Source organism: Pseudochelatococcus sp. (assembly GCF_050946405.1).
Taxonomy (GTDB): domain Bacteria; phylum Pseudomonadota; class Alphaproteobacteria; order Rhizobiales; family Beijerinckiaceae; genus Pseudochelatococcus.
Genome location: NZ_JBMNUS010000003.1, coordinates 104,758 through 118,490, shown reverse-complemented (window position 1 = coordinate 118,490; position 13,733 = coordinate 104,758). Strand labels below are relative to the sequence as shown.

At 68.9% G+C, this 13,733-nt stretch carries 13 protein-coding genes; 6 read left to right on the top strand and 7 right to left on the bottom strand.

The genetic code is table 11. The annotated features are described in order from the left end of the window. Positions 1–143 precede the first annotated feature (143 nt). A complete protein-coding gene (locus ACOYJQ_RS06940) occupies positions 144–1,190 on the top strand; it encodes a CorA family divalent cation transporter (protein ID WP_433457312.1) in 1,047 nt (348 codons plus the stop codon). 56 nt (positions 1,191–1,246) lie between these two features. On the opposite strand, the gene cmk is transcribed toward ACOYJQ_RS06940, so the two are convergent. Together cmk and aroA are read right to left on the bottom strand one after the other, a co-directional pair. Beyond that, complete coding sequence (gene cmk / locus ACOYJQ_RS06935; protein WP_433457311.1) at positions 1,247–1,870, bottom strand: (d)CMP kinase; 624 nt, start codon at positions 1,868–1,870, stop codon at positions 1,247–1,249. Next, complete coding sequence (gene aroA, locus ACOYJQ_RS06930) at positions 1,867–3,225, bottom strand: 3-phosphoshikimate 1-carboxyvinyltransferase (RefSeq protein ID WP_433457310.1); 1,359 nt, start codon at positions 3,223–3,225, stop codon at positions 1,867–1,869. Before aroA ends, cmk begins: the two co-directional genes overlap by 4 nt. 192 nt (positions 3,226–3,417) lie before the next feature. Here aroA and ACOYJQ_RS06925 point away from each other — a divergent pair, with 192 nt between their 5' ends. From ACOYJQ_RS06925 to ACOYJQ_RS06910, 4 genes are read left to right on the top strand one after another with little or no spacing between them, the layout of a single operon-like run. Further along, positions 3,418–4,650 (top strand): argininosuccinate synthase, encoded by a 1,233-nt coding sequence (locus ACOYJQ_RS06925; RefSeq protein WP_433457309.1) that lies wholly within the window; start codon positions 3,418–3,420, stop codon positions 4,648–4,650. A 1-nt stretch (position 4,651) separates the two neighbouring features. Beyond that, a complete protein-coding gene (locus tag ACOYJQ_RS06920; RefSeq protein WP_433457308.1) occupies positions 4,652–5,572 on the top strand; it encodes a YgfZ/GcvT domain-containing protein in 921 nt (306 codons plus the stop codon). Next, a complete protein-coding gene (locus tag ACOYJQ_RS06915) occupies positions 5,565–6,176 on the top strand; it encodes a DNA-3-methyladenine glycosylase I (protein ID WP_433457307.1) in 612 nt (203 codons plus the stop codon). The genes ACOYJQ_RS06920 and ACOYJQ_RS06915 overlap by 8 nt, the downstream gene beginning before the upstream one ends. 4 nt (positions 6,177–6,180) lie before the next feature. After that, complete coding sequence (locus ACOYJQ_RS06910; protein ID WP_433457306.1) at positions 6,181–6,789, top strand: hydrolase; 609 nt, start codon at positions 6,181–6,183, stop codon at positions 6,787–6,789. Here ACOYJQ_RS06910 and ACOYJQ_RS06905 read toward each other — a convergent pair. The 5 genes from ACOYJQ_RS06905 to ACOYJQ_RS06885 all read right to left on the bottom strand — a co-directional run bounded on the left by ACOYJQ_RS06905 (position 6,764) and on the right by ACOYJQ_RS06885 (position 13,066). Next, entirely contained in the window at positions 6,764–7,621 is an 858-nt protein-coding gene (locus ACOYJQ_RS06905; RefSeq protein WP_433457305.1) for a TrmH family RNA methyltransferase, read from the bottom strand. The two genes, ACOYJQ_RS06910 and ACOYJQ_RS06905, sit on opposite strands and share 26 nt — an antisense overlap. Then, positions 7,621–9,435, bottom strand: coding sequence for an ABC-F family ATP-binding cassette domain-containing protein (locus tag ACOYJQ_RS06900; RefSeq protein ID WP_433457304.1), 1,815 nt, complete (start codon positions 9,433–9,435; stop codon positions 7,621–7,623). Before ACOYJQ_RS06900 ends, ACOYJQ_RS06905 begins: the two co-directional genes overlap by 1 nt. 76 nt (positions 9,436–9,511) lie before the next feature. Beyond that, positions 9,512–10,171 carry a DUF1254 domain-containing protein gene (locus ACOYJQ_RS06895; RefSeq protein WP_433457303.1) on the bottom strand — a complete coding sequence of 220 codons (660 nt, stop codon included), beginning with the start codon at positions 10,169–10,171 and terminating at the stop codon, positions 9,512–9,514. Between the two features lie 20 nt (positions 10,172–10,191). Further along, positions 10,192–10,770, bottom strand: a complete 579-nt coding sequence (locus ACOYJQ_RS06890; protein ID WP_433457302.1) for a DUF1214 domain-containing protein — start codon at positions 10,768–10,770, stop codon at positions 10,192–10,194. Positions 10,771–10,828: 58 nt separating this feature from the next. Then, positions 10,829–13,066 carry a transglycosylase domain-containing protein gene (locus tag ACOYJQ_RS06885; protein ID WP_433457301.1) on the bottom strand — a complete coding sequence of 746 codons (2,238 nt, stop codon included), beginning with the start codon at positions 13,064–13,066 and terminating at the stop codon, positions 10,829–10,831. A 215-nt stretch (positions 13,067–13,281) separates the two neighbouring features. On the opposite strand from ACOYJQ_RS06885, the gene ACOYJQ_RS06880 reads away from it, so the two are divergent. Further along, positions 13,282–13,725, top strand: coding sequence for a YcgN family cysteine cluster protein (locus ACOYJQ_RS06880; RefSeq protein ID WP_433457495.1), 444 nt, complete (start codon positions 13,282–13,284; stop codon positions 13,723–13,725). Positions 13,726–13,733 lie beyond the last annotated feature (8 nt).

Here is a 13,733-nt window from a genome sequence, read left to right as displayed (position 1 = left end):
GCGAACCGTCGGCGCGACGATCGGCGCGGCAGCCGTCATTCGCGTGTCGGACATTGCGCGGACAAGAAGTTCCGGCGACCATTTGGAAGCCTTCGACGGGATCAGCCGGACTTCGCTCCGGCAGGCGACACAGAAGTTAGACCATGCAGCAACAACCTCTGGCGACCATTACCAACGACACGCGCGATACGATGTGGCTGTGCCGTTTCGACGTCGACGGACTCGCGCACTGGATCGGCGTGCGGGAGGAGCACCCGCCGGCCATCGACCTCGACACGTTTGTCAGCCCGGAAACGGAAGACGGCGCGCGGGGCTTCGTGTGGATTCACGTCGATCTCGTCGACACGCGCGCGCGCAACTGGATCGGCAGCCAGCCCTTCGTGCCGGAGGCGCTGCGCCAGCGCTTCATCACCAGCTCGGCCCGCCGCTCGGTGATCAGCCAGGAGGGCGTGCTCAGCTTCAGCCTGCCCGACAGCGCGCTGGACTTCGACACGCCCACCGACGAAGTGACCTTCCTGCATTGCCTGCTGGGCGAAAATTTCCTCATCACGGGCAGACGGCGAAAGATCGCCGCCATCGCCGCGATCATCGCCGCTACCGATCGCGGCGAGCGCTACATGGGGCCGTTCGCGCTTGTCGGCGCCATCGTCGGACAGATTGTGCAGCGGCTGGAGGACATCGGCGCGGAGGCGTCCGACGAGCTGGACGACATCGAGGACCATGTGCTCGGCGAACGGATGAAAAACGATACCGCGCAGTCGCTCGGCCCCCTGCGCCGCGGCGTCGCGCGCCTGCATCGCCATACGCTGATGCTGCGGCAAACGCTGTTCCACGTCGAGCGCGCGGAAGCGATCACGTCCTTCAAGCACCGGCGCAAGGCGCTTCAGACATATGTGGAGCGCCTTGAGGCGCTCGACCACGACACGATCGCCGAACAGGGGCGCGCCAAGATCCTTCAGGACGAGATATCCACCCGCATCGCCAACGAATCGAACCGCAGCCTGTACATCGTCACCATGATGACGACCTTCTTCATGCCGCCGGCGCTGATCGCCGGCATCTTCGGCATGAACGTCGCCAGCCTGCCGCTCGACGAAACCCCGGGCGGCTTCTGGTGGAGCATGCTGCTGCTGGGGGGCAGCATCGCCGCCACCTACTTCGTGCTGCGCCGCTTCGTGAAAAACCGTTAGAGCGGCGTGCATCCAAGCGGAATCGTCACGCCGCTCCGGATTTTACATTTTACCGCTTACCGCAGCTTGCCTTCGACGATCGCCAGCGCCGCCGCGACGACGCCGGCGACGTCGAGCCCGGACGTATCGAGCATCACGGCGTCGGCGGCCATCGTCAGAGGCGCTGCGGCGCGTTGCGCGTCGCGCGCGTCGCGCTGGCGGATTTCCGCCAGGATCGCGGCCTCGTCGACAGCCTCGCCCCGCGCCGCGAATTCCAGCGCGCGCCGGTGCGCCCGCACTTCCGGCGTGGCGGTGATGAACAGCTTGATGTCTGCGTCGGGGCAGATCACCGTGCCGATGTCGCGCCCGTCGAGCACCGCCCCGCCCGGTTGCCGGGCGAAGGCGCGCTGGAGCGCGAGCAGCGCTTCGCGCACCGGCGGATGCGCGGCGACGATGGAAGCCGCCTCGCCCATGTCCCGCCCGCGCAGCCGCTCGTCGTCGTCGGAGCCGGGCGTGAACGCCTGCGCGAATTCCGTTGCCGCCCCGGCGTCGTCGAGCGGCGCGCCCGCGTCCAGCATCCGCCGCGCCACGCCCCGATAGAGCATGCCCGTGTCGAGATACGGCAGGCCGTAGTGCGCCGCGAGGCGCTTCGCCAGCGTTCCCTTGCCCGAGGCGGCCGGGCCGTCGATGGCGACGATCACCGCCCCGCCCCGTCGAGGTCTTCGGCGATATCGCCGCCGAGTTCGCGCATCAGCGGCACGAAGGACGGGAAGCTCGTGGCGATCATCGCCCCGTCGTCGACGCGCATGCCCTCGCGCGCCGCAAGCCCCAGCACGAGGAACGACATGGCGATGCGGTGGTCGAGATGCGTCGCGGCCACGCCCCCGCCCCGCACGCCGCCGCCGGTGACGACGAGATCGTCGCCCTCGATGCGCGCCGTGACGCCCGCCGCGGCAAGGCCGTCCGCCACCGCCTGAAGGCGGTCCGATTCCTTCACGCGCAGTTCGTGCAGGCCGCGCATGCGCGTCTCGCCCTCGGCGAAGGCCGCCGCCACCGCCAGCACCGGATATTCGTCGATCATCGAGGGCGCCCGTTCCGCCGGCACGTCGACGCCCTTCAGGGCGCTCGCGCGCACGCGCAGGTCGGCCACCGTCTCGCCGCCCTCCTCGCGCGCGTTCAGCTCCTCGATATCCGCGCCCATTTCGCGTAGCGTGGTGATGAGGCCGGTGCGCAGCGGGTTGGTCATCACGCTTTCCAGCACGATGTCGGAACCCGGCACGACGAGCGCCGCCACCAGCGGAAACGCGGCGGAAGAGGGATCGGCCGGCACGGCGACGGGCGCGGCGCGCAGCACCGGCTGGCCGGTGAGCGTGATGCGCCTGCCGTGCGCGCCGTGCGGCTCCACGACAACCTCCGCGCCGAAGTGGCGCAGCAGGCGTTCGGTATGGTCGCGCGACGCCTCCTTCTCGATCACGGTCGTCTTGCCCGGCGCATTGAGCGCGGCGAGCAGCACGGCCGACTTGATCTGCGCCGAGGGCACCGGCGTTTCGTACACGATCGGCGCGGGCTCGCGCGGGCCGCGAATCGTCAGCGGCAGCCGCCCGCCTTCAGCCTCCGAAACCACCTCCGCGCCCATCAGCGCCAGCGGATCGACGATGCGCCGCATGGGCCGCTTGCGCAGCGAGGCGTCGCCGTCGAACGTCGCGGTGATCGGATGCCCGGCGGCGACGCCGATCGTCAGCCGCGAGCCGGTGCCGGCATTGCCGAAATCGAGCACGCCCTCGGGCTGGCTCAGACCGCCGACGCCGACGCCCACGACGCGCCACTCCCCGTCGCCGAGCCGCTCCGCGACGCCGCCGAGCGCGCGCACCGCATCGGCCGTGCGCAACACGTCCTCGCCTTCGAGCAGGCCGGAAACATGTGTTTCGCCAATGGCCAGCAGGCCGAACAGCAGGGCGCGGTGGGAGATGGACTTGTCGCCCGGCACGCGCACCCGGCCCTTGAGCGGGCCGGACGGGCGGGCGGCGACAGGCGCGGGATGCGGGGCGGCGGACATGAGCGGCGTTCCTTCGGCAGATGGTTTCGAAGCGTCCTAACAGAGACCGCCGCAAAGGTCATCTTTCATGTTGCCGGACGCGCGACGATGGAGGGTTGCGCGGCGCGCCCGCGTTACTATAGTCACCGGATCGCAATGCAAGGCCGGGGGCCGCCGTCGGATCGCCGATCCTCCCGCCGTATGGACCTGACGATGACAGACAAGCGCGTGAAGAAAGTGGTGCTCGCCTATTCCGGCGGCCTCGATACCTCCATCATCCTGAAGTGGCTGCAAACCAATTACCAGGCGGAGGTCGTCACCTTCACCGCCGATCTCGGCCAGGGCGAGGAACTGGAGCCCGCCCGCCAGAAGGCGCTGCTGCTCGGCATCAAGCCGGAAAACATCTTCATCGAGGACCTGCGCGAGGAATTCGTGCGCGATTACGTCTTCCCGATGTTCCGCGCCAACGCCCAATATGAAGGGCTCTATCTGCTCGGCACCTCCATCGCCCGCCCGCTGATCGCCAGGAAGCAGATCGAGATCGCCGAAAAGACCGGCGCCGACGCCGTTTCCCACGGCGCGACCGGCAAGGGCAACGATCAGGTGCGCTTCGAACTCGGCTATTACGCGCTGAAGCCGGACGTCACCGTGATCGCGCCGTGGCGCGAGTGGGATCTGACCTCGCGCACGAAGCTGATCGAATTCGCCGAGCAGAACCAGATTCCGATTGCCAGGGACAAGCGCGGCGACGCTCCCTTCTCGGTGGACGCCAACCTGCTGCACACCTCCTCCGAGGGCAAGGTGCTGGAGGATCCGGCCGAGGAAGTGCCGGAATACGTGTTCTCGCGCACCGTCTCGCCCGAGGCCGCGCCCGATACGCCCACCACCATCGCCATCGACTTCGAGAAGGGCGATGCGGTCGCCATCGACGGCGAGAAGCTCACGCCCGCCGCGCTGCTGACGAAACTCAACGCGCTTGGCGGCGCCAACGGCATCGGCCGGCTCGATCTCGTCGAGAACCGCTTCGTGGGCATGAAGTCTCGCGGCATGTACGAGACGCCCGGCGGCACCATCCTGTGGTACGCGCACCGCGCCATCGAGCAGGTCACGCTCGACCGCGGCGCGGCGCACCTCAAGGACGAGCTGATGCCCAGATACGCCGAGCTGATCTACAACGGCTTCTGGTTCTCGCCCGAGCGCGAGCTGCTGCAAAAGCTCATCGACGCCAGCCAGGAGTTCGTCACCGGCCGCGTGCGCCTCAAGCTCTACAAGGGCGGCGTGCATATCGTCGGCCGCGAGAGCCCGTTCTCGCTCTACGATCAGGATCTCGTCACCTTCGAGGACGGCGCGGTCGCCTACGATCACCGCGACGCGGAAGGGTTCATCCGCCTCAACGCGCTGCGGCTGCGCACGCTGGCGCAACGCCGGCGCAAGCTCGGACTCTGACATGCCGAAAACCTTCCTTGCAGACAGGGGCGTCGTGAAGGTTGTGGGCGAGGATGCCCGCCCCTTCCTGCAAAACCTCGTCACCAGCCATGTCGAGAACCTGAGCGCCGGCGAGGCGCGCTGGTTCGGGCTGCTGACGCCGCAGGGAAAGATCCTGTTCGACGGGCTCGCCGTCGCCGTTCCGCAGGAGCGCGGCGGCGGCTTTCTGCTGGACGTCGCCCGCGATCAGGCCGGGGCGCTGGCAAAGCGGCTGAATTTTTACAAGCTGCGCGCCAGGGTCATTGTCGAGGACCTGTCGGAAACGCTGGGCATCGGCGTGGCGTGGGGCGGGGATGCGCCGCCGCAAGGGCTCGGCCTCGCCTTCGCCGATCCGCGCCTCGCGACATTGGGCACGCGCATCGTCGCGGAGCGCGAGCGCGTCGCCGCGCTGGGCGAAGATGCACTGGGTGAGGATGCGCTGGGCAAAGATGCGCTGGGCAAAGATGCGCTGGCCTGGCATGCGCACCGCATCGGGCTGGGCGTGCCGGAGGGCGGCCGCGATTTTCCGTGGAACGACGCCTTTCCGCATGAGGTGCTGATGGACCAGCTCGACGGCGTGGCCTTCGACAAGGGCTGCTACGTGGGGCAGGAGGTCGTCTCGCGCATGCACCACCGCAAGACGGCGCGCACGCGCATCGTGCCGGTCGTCTTCGCGGGCGCGGCCCCGCCGGAGGGCGCCGAGGTACTGGCGGGCGGCAAGGTTTCGGGCCGCATCGGCTCCGTCGCGGCGGGCCGGGCGCTGGCCAGCCTGCGCCTTGACCGCGCGGCGGAGGCTCTTGCCGCGGGCGAGCCGATCACGGCGGATGGCGTCGCGCTCACGCTCGACAAGCCGGCCTTCATCCGCTTCCCCTTCCCCGGCGAGGAAGAGACGCCGCATGAGTGACAGCGATTTCGTCAAACTGCATCCGGACGGCAAGCATCGCTGCCTGTGGCCGGGCGACGACCCGTTCTATGTCGCCTATCACGACGACGAATGGGGCGTGCCGGAATATGACGACCGGGCGCTCTACGAAAAGCTCATTCTGGACGGCTTTCAGGCCGGCCTGTCATGGATCACCATCCTGCGCAAGCGCGAGAACTTCCGCGCCGCCTTCGCGGGATTCGATCCCGAGCAGATCGCGCGCTTCGACGCCTTGAAGGTCGAGGCGCTGATGCTGGACGCCGGCATCGTGCGCAACCGCGCCAAGATCGAGGGCACGGTGGCGAGCGCCCGCGTCTGGCTCGCCATTCAGGAACGCGGCTCGTTCAGCGATTTCCTGTGGGATTTCGTCGACGGGCGGCCGGTCGTCAACCGCTTCAGCACCCGCAAGGAGGTGCCGGCGGAGACCGAAGTATCGAAGAAGATGTCGAAGGCGCTGAAGGCGGCCGGCTTCAAGTTCTGCGGCCCGACCATCACCTATGCCTTCATGCAGGCGGTCGGCATGGTCAACGACCACATGGTCGATTGCTACCGCCACGCCGAATGCGCCGCGCATACCCGTTCCTGACGAGATGACGCCGCGACCCGCAAAGGCGCCGCGCGTGTGGCAGCGCATGCTGTCCGGCCGGCGGCTCGACCTGATCGACCCTTCCCCGCTCGATGTCGAGATCGAGGACATCGCCCACGGCCTCGCCCGCGTGGCGCGCTGGAACGGGCAGACGCTCGGCGCGCACATCTTCTCCGTCGCCCAGCACACGCTGCTGGTGGAGTTGTTCGCCGAGATCGCCGATCCGGCGCTGTCGCGCGAGGCGCGGCTTGCGGTGCTGCTGCACGACGGGGCGGAGTATGTCGTCGGCGACATCATCTCGCCCTTCAAGGCCGTGCTCGGCGACACTTACAAGGACATCGAAAAGCGCCTGCTCGCGGCGATCCATATCCGCTTCGGCCTGCCCGCGCGGCCGGCGCCGGCGTTGGAAAGGGCCATCAAGAAGGCCGACCGCGCCGCCGCCTTCTACGAGGCCACGCGGCTGGCCGGCTTCGGGCTGGACGAAGCGCGCGGCTTCTTCGGCAAGGTGGTGCCGCTGCCGGCCGGCGGCGAGGCGTTCTTGCACCCCTGGGATGCGGAAACCGCCAAGGCGCGTTATCTCGCGCGCTTCAGCGCCGCCCTTCATGCTGCGTGAGGTGATGCAGCGCGATGCCGCTGGTCGTCGCGACATTGAGCGAATCGAACGCGCCGTGCATCGGGATGGAGACGGTGCGGCAGCGCGCCAGCACGTCGTCCGGCAGGCCGGGGCCTTCGGTGCCCAGCAGCAGCGCGGCGCGCGCGGGCGGGGCGAGCGCCGAGAGGGTTTCGGCCCCGCGCGGGCTGAGCGCCAGCACGGTGAAGCCCGCGCCTGCCAGCAGATCGATCAGCGCATGCACGGGGCCGGTGCGGAAGAACGGTACGGCGAGGCAACCGCCGACCGAAACGCGGATCGCCTTGCGGTAGAGCGGATCGCAACTCGCGTCGTCCAGCAGCACGGCCGAAGCGCCGAACGCCGCCGCGTTGCGAAAAATGCCGCCCACGTTGTCATGGTTCGCGAGCCCGGCGAGGGCGACGACGACGGCCTGTCGCGGCAGCGCGTTCAGAAAGCCCGAAACCTCGCCATGCTCACGCCGCAGCCCCACGGCGAGCACGCCGCGATGAATGGGAAAACCGGCGATCGCATCCATCACCGCGCGGCTTGCCGTGTAAAGCGGCACGTCACCGGGAAGAAGCGCGAGCAGATCGGCGAGGAACGGCAATCGCTTGTCGAGGATGAAGAGCGATTCGACGGTATGCAGCTTCTGCCGCAGCAACACCGCCAGCACCGTCTCACCCTCCGCGATGAAGCGCCCGCCCCGGCCGACGAGATCGCGCTCGCGGATACTCGCATAGGCTTCGATGCGCGGATCGTCCGGCCGGTCAATGCAAATCGGCTGGCAAATCGGCTGGCAAATCGGCTGGCAAATCGGCTGGCAAATCGGCGGCATCAGCCTTCCAGCTCTTCCCGGAGCATTTCGAGCCGCAACCATTCCTCCTCGTTGGCGGCGCGCTCTTCCTCGGCGCGCGCCAGCAGCGTGTTGGCCTTCTCGAACTTGGCCGGCTCGCGCGTGTAGAGTTCGGGATCGGCCAGCAGCGCCTGCAACTTGGCGATGTCGCGCTCAAGGGCGGCGATGCGATCGGGCAGCGTCTCCAGCGCGTGCTTTTCCTTGAAGCTGAGCTTTTTCCGCGCCTTGTCGTCGGATACGGCGGGCGGCGGGGCCTTCGCCTTTTCGGGCGCGGCCTTCCCGCCTTCCACTTTCCGCGCCGTCACGCCCTCGCCGCGCTGCGCCAGCATGTCGGTGTAGCCGCCGGCATAGACCTGCCAGCGCCCGTTGCCCTCCGCGATCACGACGGCGTTGACGGTGCGGTCGAGAAAATCGCGGTCATGGCTCACCAGCACCACCGTGCCGGGATAGTCGGCGATCATCTCTTCGAGCAGGTCGAGGGTTTCGAGGTCGAGGTCGTTGGTGGGCTCGTCCAGCACCAGGAAGTTGGAGGGCAGCGCCAGCGCCCGCGCCAGCGTCAGCCGCCCGCGCTCACCGCCGGAGAGCACGGAAACCGGCGTGTTCAACTGGTCGGGGGAAAACAGAAAATCCTTCATGTAGCTGGCGACATGCTTGACCGCGCCGCCCACCGTCACCGTATCGGTGCCGCCGCCCGTGAGCGCGTCCTTCAGCGTGGTCTCGGGCGCGAGCGAGGCGCGGCGCTGGTCGAGGAAGGCCATTTGCAGGTTCGCGCCGAGTTTCACGCTGCCGCTGTCGGGCACGAGATCGCCGGTGAGCATGTTGAGCAGCGTCGTCTTGCCCGCGCCGTTCGGCCCCACGATGCCGATGCGGTCGTGGCGCAGGATGCGGATGGAGAAATCCTCCACGATCGCGCGCTCGCCGAAACGCTTGCCGATGTTCTTCGCCTCCGCGACGAGCTTGCCGGAGGTCTCGCCCTCCGTCACCGTCATGGCGACGGAACCGGTGGCGCGCCTGCGTTCGCGGAATTGCTTGCGCATGTCGGCGAGTTCGCGCACGCGGCGCATGTTGCGCTTGCGTCGCGCCGTGACGCCGTAGCGCATCCAGTCGTCTTCCGCCGCGATCTTGCGGGCGAGCTTGTGGTGCTCGATCTCTTCCTGCTCCAGCACCGCGTCGCGCCATTCCTCGAAGGCGGCGAAACCCTTGTCGAGACGGCGGGCAGTTCCCCTGTCCAGCCAGACGGTGGCGCGCGACAGGTTTTCGAGAAAGCGCCGGTCGTGGCTGATCAGCACCAGCGCCGAGCGGAGGGAGCGGATTTCGCTCTCCAACCACTCGATAGCTGGCAAATCCAGATGGTTCGTCGGCTCATCGAGCAACAGGATGTCGGGTTCGGGTGCGAGCACCCGCGCCAGCGCGGCGCGGCGTGCCTCGCCGCCGGAGAGATTCGACGGATCTTCGCGGCCCGTCAGGCCGAGCTGTTCCAGCAGCCAGGCGGCGCGGTAGGCATCGTCGCCATCCGCGAGCCCCGCCTCGACATAGGCCAACGTGGTGTCGAAGCCGGCGAGGTCGGGCTCCTGCGGCAGATAGCGCACCGTCGCGCCCGGCTGGACGAAGCGCGTGCCGGAATCGGCCTGCACCAGACCGGCGGCGATCTTGAGCAGCGTGGACTTGCCGGAGCCGTTGCGCCCGACAAGGCAAAGGCGCTCGCCCTCGGACACGGACATTTCCGCGCCTTCGAGCAACGGGGTGCCGCCGAAAGTGAGGCGGATATCCTGGAGAAAAAGCAGAGGTGGAGCCATGACGCCTGCATAGAGCAATTTCCGACCGGATGGAATCATCTGATCGATCAAAATGTATTCCAAAGAGCGGATCGCGTCAGTCGGCCGGAGGGGCATCGTCGCAACGCAGCGACAGCGCCGCCTCGCGCGCCTTCGCCCTCAGGCTCGGCAGCGGCGCCAGCGCCCGGTAGACGGCGACGCCGCCCGTCGTCGCGACGCCCCGGCGGTCGGGCATGACGAAGCGCACTTCCCTGCCGCCGTCCTCGCGCCCGGCGCGCGCCTCGCGCTCGTCCATCGCCTGATCGGACGTCAGCACCGTGAGCGCCAGTTCCCCGTCATTGGCGATCTCGTCCGTCACCGCATAAAGAACGCTTCCGCCCGGCCCGTAGAGCGAAAGGCCGGCGAAACCGCCGCCGGCGTGCGCGGTGATCCGCAGCGGACCGTTCGTCAGATCGAACCGGCAGAAGGCGGTGACGAACGCCGGATCGGGCCAGGGCGGCGAGAAGCCGCTGTCCGCGATTTCCCGCGTCTGCCCCGATGCCGCCGCCCGCGAGAGCCGCGTCACCGCATCGCCCGATCCCGCGAACGGAATCGCGAACACCGTGACGATATGGACGAGACCGCCGAGCACGAGGCCGAATACGAGCGCATGGAGCATCGCACCCGTCGCCCATGCCAACGCCCGCCGCAGGCGCGCGCCGCGGCGGCTTCGCCGGCGTGAGGCGGCGGCGGGTTTGAGGGCTCTCGTCTCTTTCATGCGCGGGCTCCGTCCGGCTTTCAGGGGCAGGCGAGCCGGTCGATCGCCGGCAGGGCCGCCGCCTCGACGACGCCGGAAACCGCGGCGAGCGGGGCGCCATAAAGCCGCAACACGAGATGCACGCCTTCGGTCGGCGGCAGCATCAGCCAGTTGCCCGGCCGCACCCCGCGAGACAGAACGATTTCCGCCATCCCGTCCGCATCACGCAGCAGCTCGAAGGAGGTGAACCCGTTGCGGCCGGTCTCGTTGGGCGGCAGCCCGCCGGCGGCGTCATAGACCGTCAGCGTCCACGCCCGCGCGGAGGGCACGGCGCCGCGCACGGCATAGACGCAGGCACCATCGAGCGGCCGCCCCTCGCTGTCGTGCACCGCGTGCAGCTCCAGCCCCTCGCCGGCGCCGAGCGGCAGCGCCCCGGTGCGCGCGACGATCGCCCGCGCGTAAGGATCGATGACGGGCGAACCGATGTCGGGCCATGCGGCCCAGGGGCCAGCCCGCACGGCCCCGAACGGCGGCTCGCCGCGCGTCATGTACCAGGCCGAGCCCAGACCGGCGAAAGCGGCGATGGCGAGGGTTGCGAGGGCGACGAGAATGGTGCGCACGGAAGCTGACGTCAGGCAGGCGGGAACGATGGCGCGGCGGCGGCGTTGGCGAAACGGGTCACGGCGCCGCCTTTCCCGCCGGCGTCCCGAGGCCGCGCGCGGCGACGTGAACCGCATCGCGCTCGCCTGCCACTGATGCCTGCTCGCGCGCGGGAGCCGTCTGCGCCGTGCCGCCGGGCATCGCCGCCGAAGCCTCGCGGAAAAGCGCCGTCATGCCCTGCAACAGTTCATAGGACTGGCGGGAGAGATTGGCCGGCACGCCGGCATCGTCGTCGCCCGCCTCCGCGGCGCTCACGGCGACGGCGGGCGCCGGCGTCGGCACGCCCGGCAGCGGCCGGATCGTGAGCCGGCGGTGGGCGCGCGCCATCATCGTCTGCCAGATCTGCGCGGGCAGCGTGCCGCCGGTCATGCGGTTGGCGGGCTTGTAATCGTCGTTGCCGAGCCACACGCTCGCCACGAGATTGCCCGTGTAGCCCACGAACCAGCCGTCCCTGTAGGCGTTCGTCGTGCCGGTCTTGCCGGCGACGGGCACGCCCTCGATGCGCGCGCGCCGGCCGGTGCCCGCCTCCACCACCTTGTGCATCATGAAGTTCATGCCGGCGGCCACCTCGGGCGTCAGCACGCGCGCGGGCGCGCCGGCATCCCGGTCGTGACGCCAGATCACATCGTCATGGCCGTTGCGGATCTCGACCGCCGCATAGGGCTTCGCGCGCAGGCCGCCGTTGGCGAAAACGGCGAACCCCGCCGCCATGTCGAGCACGCGCACGCCTTCCGCCCCGATGGGCAGGGGCGCGGTGTTGCGCAGCTCGGTCGTGATGCCCATGGCATGGCTCATCTCGATGACGCGCGCGAGGCCGTTGCGGGCGTTGCCCTTGCCCATCATCAGGGTGAGGCGCACCGGCGTCGTGTTGATGGAGCGTTGCAGCGCGACCGTCAGCGTCATGCGGCCGGCATAGCCGCGGTTATAGTTGTTGGGGCACCAGTTGCCGATACAGGTCGGGCCGTCGACGATCGGGCTGTCGGGCGTCACGAGGCCGTCCATCATCGCCCCCGCGTAGACGAAGGGCTTGAAGGAGGAACCCGGCTGGCGCAGCGCGTTCGTGGCGCGGTTGAACTGGCTTTCGCCGTAGTCGCGCCCGCCGACCATGGCGCGCGCCGCCCCGTCCGGGTCCAGCACGGCGATCGCGCCCTGCTTCACGCCCCAGCGCTTGCCGTCCTGGCGCAAGCCTTCCTCCAGCGCGTCCTCGGCCAGATGCTGGATGGAGAGGTCGAGCGGCGTCTTGACGACGAGCACCCGCTCGCCGCGCAGCGCGCCTTCCTGAGACATCGCGCGGATTTCCTCGAAAGCCCAGTCGAGATAGTAATCGGGGCTCGATTCGCGATGCCGGTCCACCGGCGTCGCCGGGTTGCGGCGGGCGATTTCGGCCTGCCCTTCCGTGATCAAGCCGGCGTTGACCATCGCGCCGAGCACGTCGGAGGCGCGGGCGCGGGCCGTGGGCAGGTTGACGTGCGGCGCGTATTTGGACGGCGCCTTGAACAGGCCGGCGAGCATCGCGGCCTCGGGCAAGGTGACGTCGCGCGCCGACTTGCCGAAGTAAAACGCCGCCGCCGCCGCCGCGCCGAACGTGCCGCCGCCCATGTAGGCGCGGTCGAGGTAAAGCTTGAGGATCTCGTTCTTGGACAGGCGCGCCTCCAGCCACAGCGACAGGAACGCCTCGTTGATCTTGCGCTCGATGGAGCGCTCGTTGGTCAGGAACAGGTTCTTGGCGAGTTGCTGGGTGATGGAGGAGCCGCCCTGCACCACGCCGTCCGCCTGCGCGTTGGCGGACAGCGCGCGCGCCGTCCCGATGATGTCGATGCCGAAATGCTGGTAGAAGCGCCGGTCCTCCGTCGCCAGCACGGCCTTGATCAGCACGTCCGGGAATTCGTCGAGCGCCAGCGAATCGTCGTGCAGGATGCCGCGCCGGCCGACCTCGTTGCCGTAGCGGTCCAGAAAGGTCACGGCGAACTCCGGCTTCTTCAGCCAGTCGTCGCTCGTTTCCCGGAAGGCGGGCTGCGCGAAGGCCAGCAGCAGCATGCCGCCGGCGATGGACAGCGTCGCCGCCTCGCTGGCGCATTCCACCAGGACGCGCCGCACGCCGGTGACGGCCAGCCGATCCATGCGCGCGGAAATGCGCCGCCATATTTCGCCGAGCCCCGAACCTGCGCTATAGAGGGAGGCGTCGAGCCATGAGTCGACGGCAAGCGCCGCGCGCTTCACACGTCTGGAGAGGGATGGCCTGACAAACCTGAACACCGCGATCGCTCCCCTGAGCGAAGCTGACGACTTTTCCTTTGGTAGTCCACCTTGCGCGCTATCGCAATCGTGCGGCCGTCGCCAAAGACAGACATCCTTAATCCGCGCGCCGTTTGCCGCGCGATGTTGTATCGAACTCACACGCGCCCTGTTTGCGGAGAATGACCTTGAACGCTTCGGCATCGCCCTTCTGGAAGACAAAGACGCTCGGGGAGATGTCGCAGCAGGAGTGGGAGGCGCTGTGCGACGGGTGCGGGCGCTGCTGTCTCGTGAAGCTCGAGGACGAGGATACCGGGCAGATCTACGCGACAGACGTTTCCTGCCGCCTGCTCGACGCCGGCACCTGCCGGTGCAAGGACTACGCGAACCGGCAGGAAAAAGTGCCGGACTGCATCCGCCTCACGCCGGCGGAAGTGGCGCGCATCGGGTGGCTGCCGCCGACATGCGCCTATCGCCTCATCCGGGAGGGCTCGGACCTGCACTGGTGGCACCCGCTGGTCTCGGGCGACCCGCGCACGGTGCACGAGGCGGGCGTTTCGGTGCGCGGGCGCGTCGTGGCGAGCGAGGACGAGATCGCGCTGGAGGAACTGCCGGAGCGCATCGTGGACTGGCCGATGCAAACACCCAAGCCCCGGCGGCGGGCGGGCGGCGCCCGCTGAGAAACCTG

Bases quoted from the DNA above. Each gene is read 5' to 3' on its own strand.
- ACOYJQ_RS06900 (WP_433457304.1), bottom strand. From the start codon at position 9,435: ATGGCTCCACCTCTGCTTTTTCTCCAGGATATCCGCCTCACTTTCGGC.
- ACOYJQ_RS06915 (WP_433457307.1), top strand. From the start codon at position 5,565: ATGAGTGACAGCGATTTCGTCAAACTGCATCCGGACGGCAAGCATCGC.
- ACOYJQ_RS06925 (WP_433457309.1), top strand. From the start codon at position 3,418: ATGACAGACAAGCGCGTGAAGAAAGTGGTGCTCGCCTATTCCGGCGGC.
- ACOYJQ_RS06910 (WP_433457306.1), top strand. From the start codon at position 6,181: ATGACGCCGCGACCCGCAAAGGCGCCGCGCGTGTGGCAGCGCATGCTG.
- aroA (WP_433457310.1), bottom strand. From the start codon at position 3,225: ATGTCCGCCGCCCCGCATCCCGCGCCTGTCGCCGCCCGCCCGTCCGGC.
- ACOYJQ_RS06940 (WP_433457312.1), top strand. From the start codon at position 144: ATGCAGCAACAACCTCTGGCGACCATTACCAACGACACGCGCGATACG.
- ACOYJQ_RS06920 (WP_433457308.1), top strand. From the start codon at position 4,652: ATGCCGAAAACCTTCCTTGCAGACAGGGGCGTCGTGAAGGTTGTGGGC.
- ACOYJQ_RS06895 (WP_433457303.1), bottom strand. From the start codon at position 10,171: ATGAAAGAGACGAGAGCCCTCAAACCCGCCGCCGCCTCACGCCGGCGA.
- ACOYJQ_RS06905 (WP_433457305.1), bottom strand. From the start codon at position 7,621: ATGCCGCCGATTTGCCAGCCGATTTGCCAGCCGATTTGCCAGCCGATT.
- ACOYJQ_RS06880 (WP_433457495.1), top strand. From the start codon at position 13,282: ATGTCGCAGCAGGAGTGGGAGGCGCTGTGCGACGGGTGCGGGCGCTGC.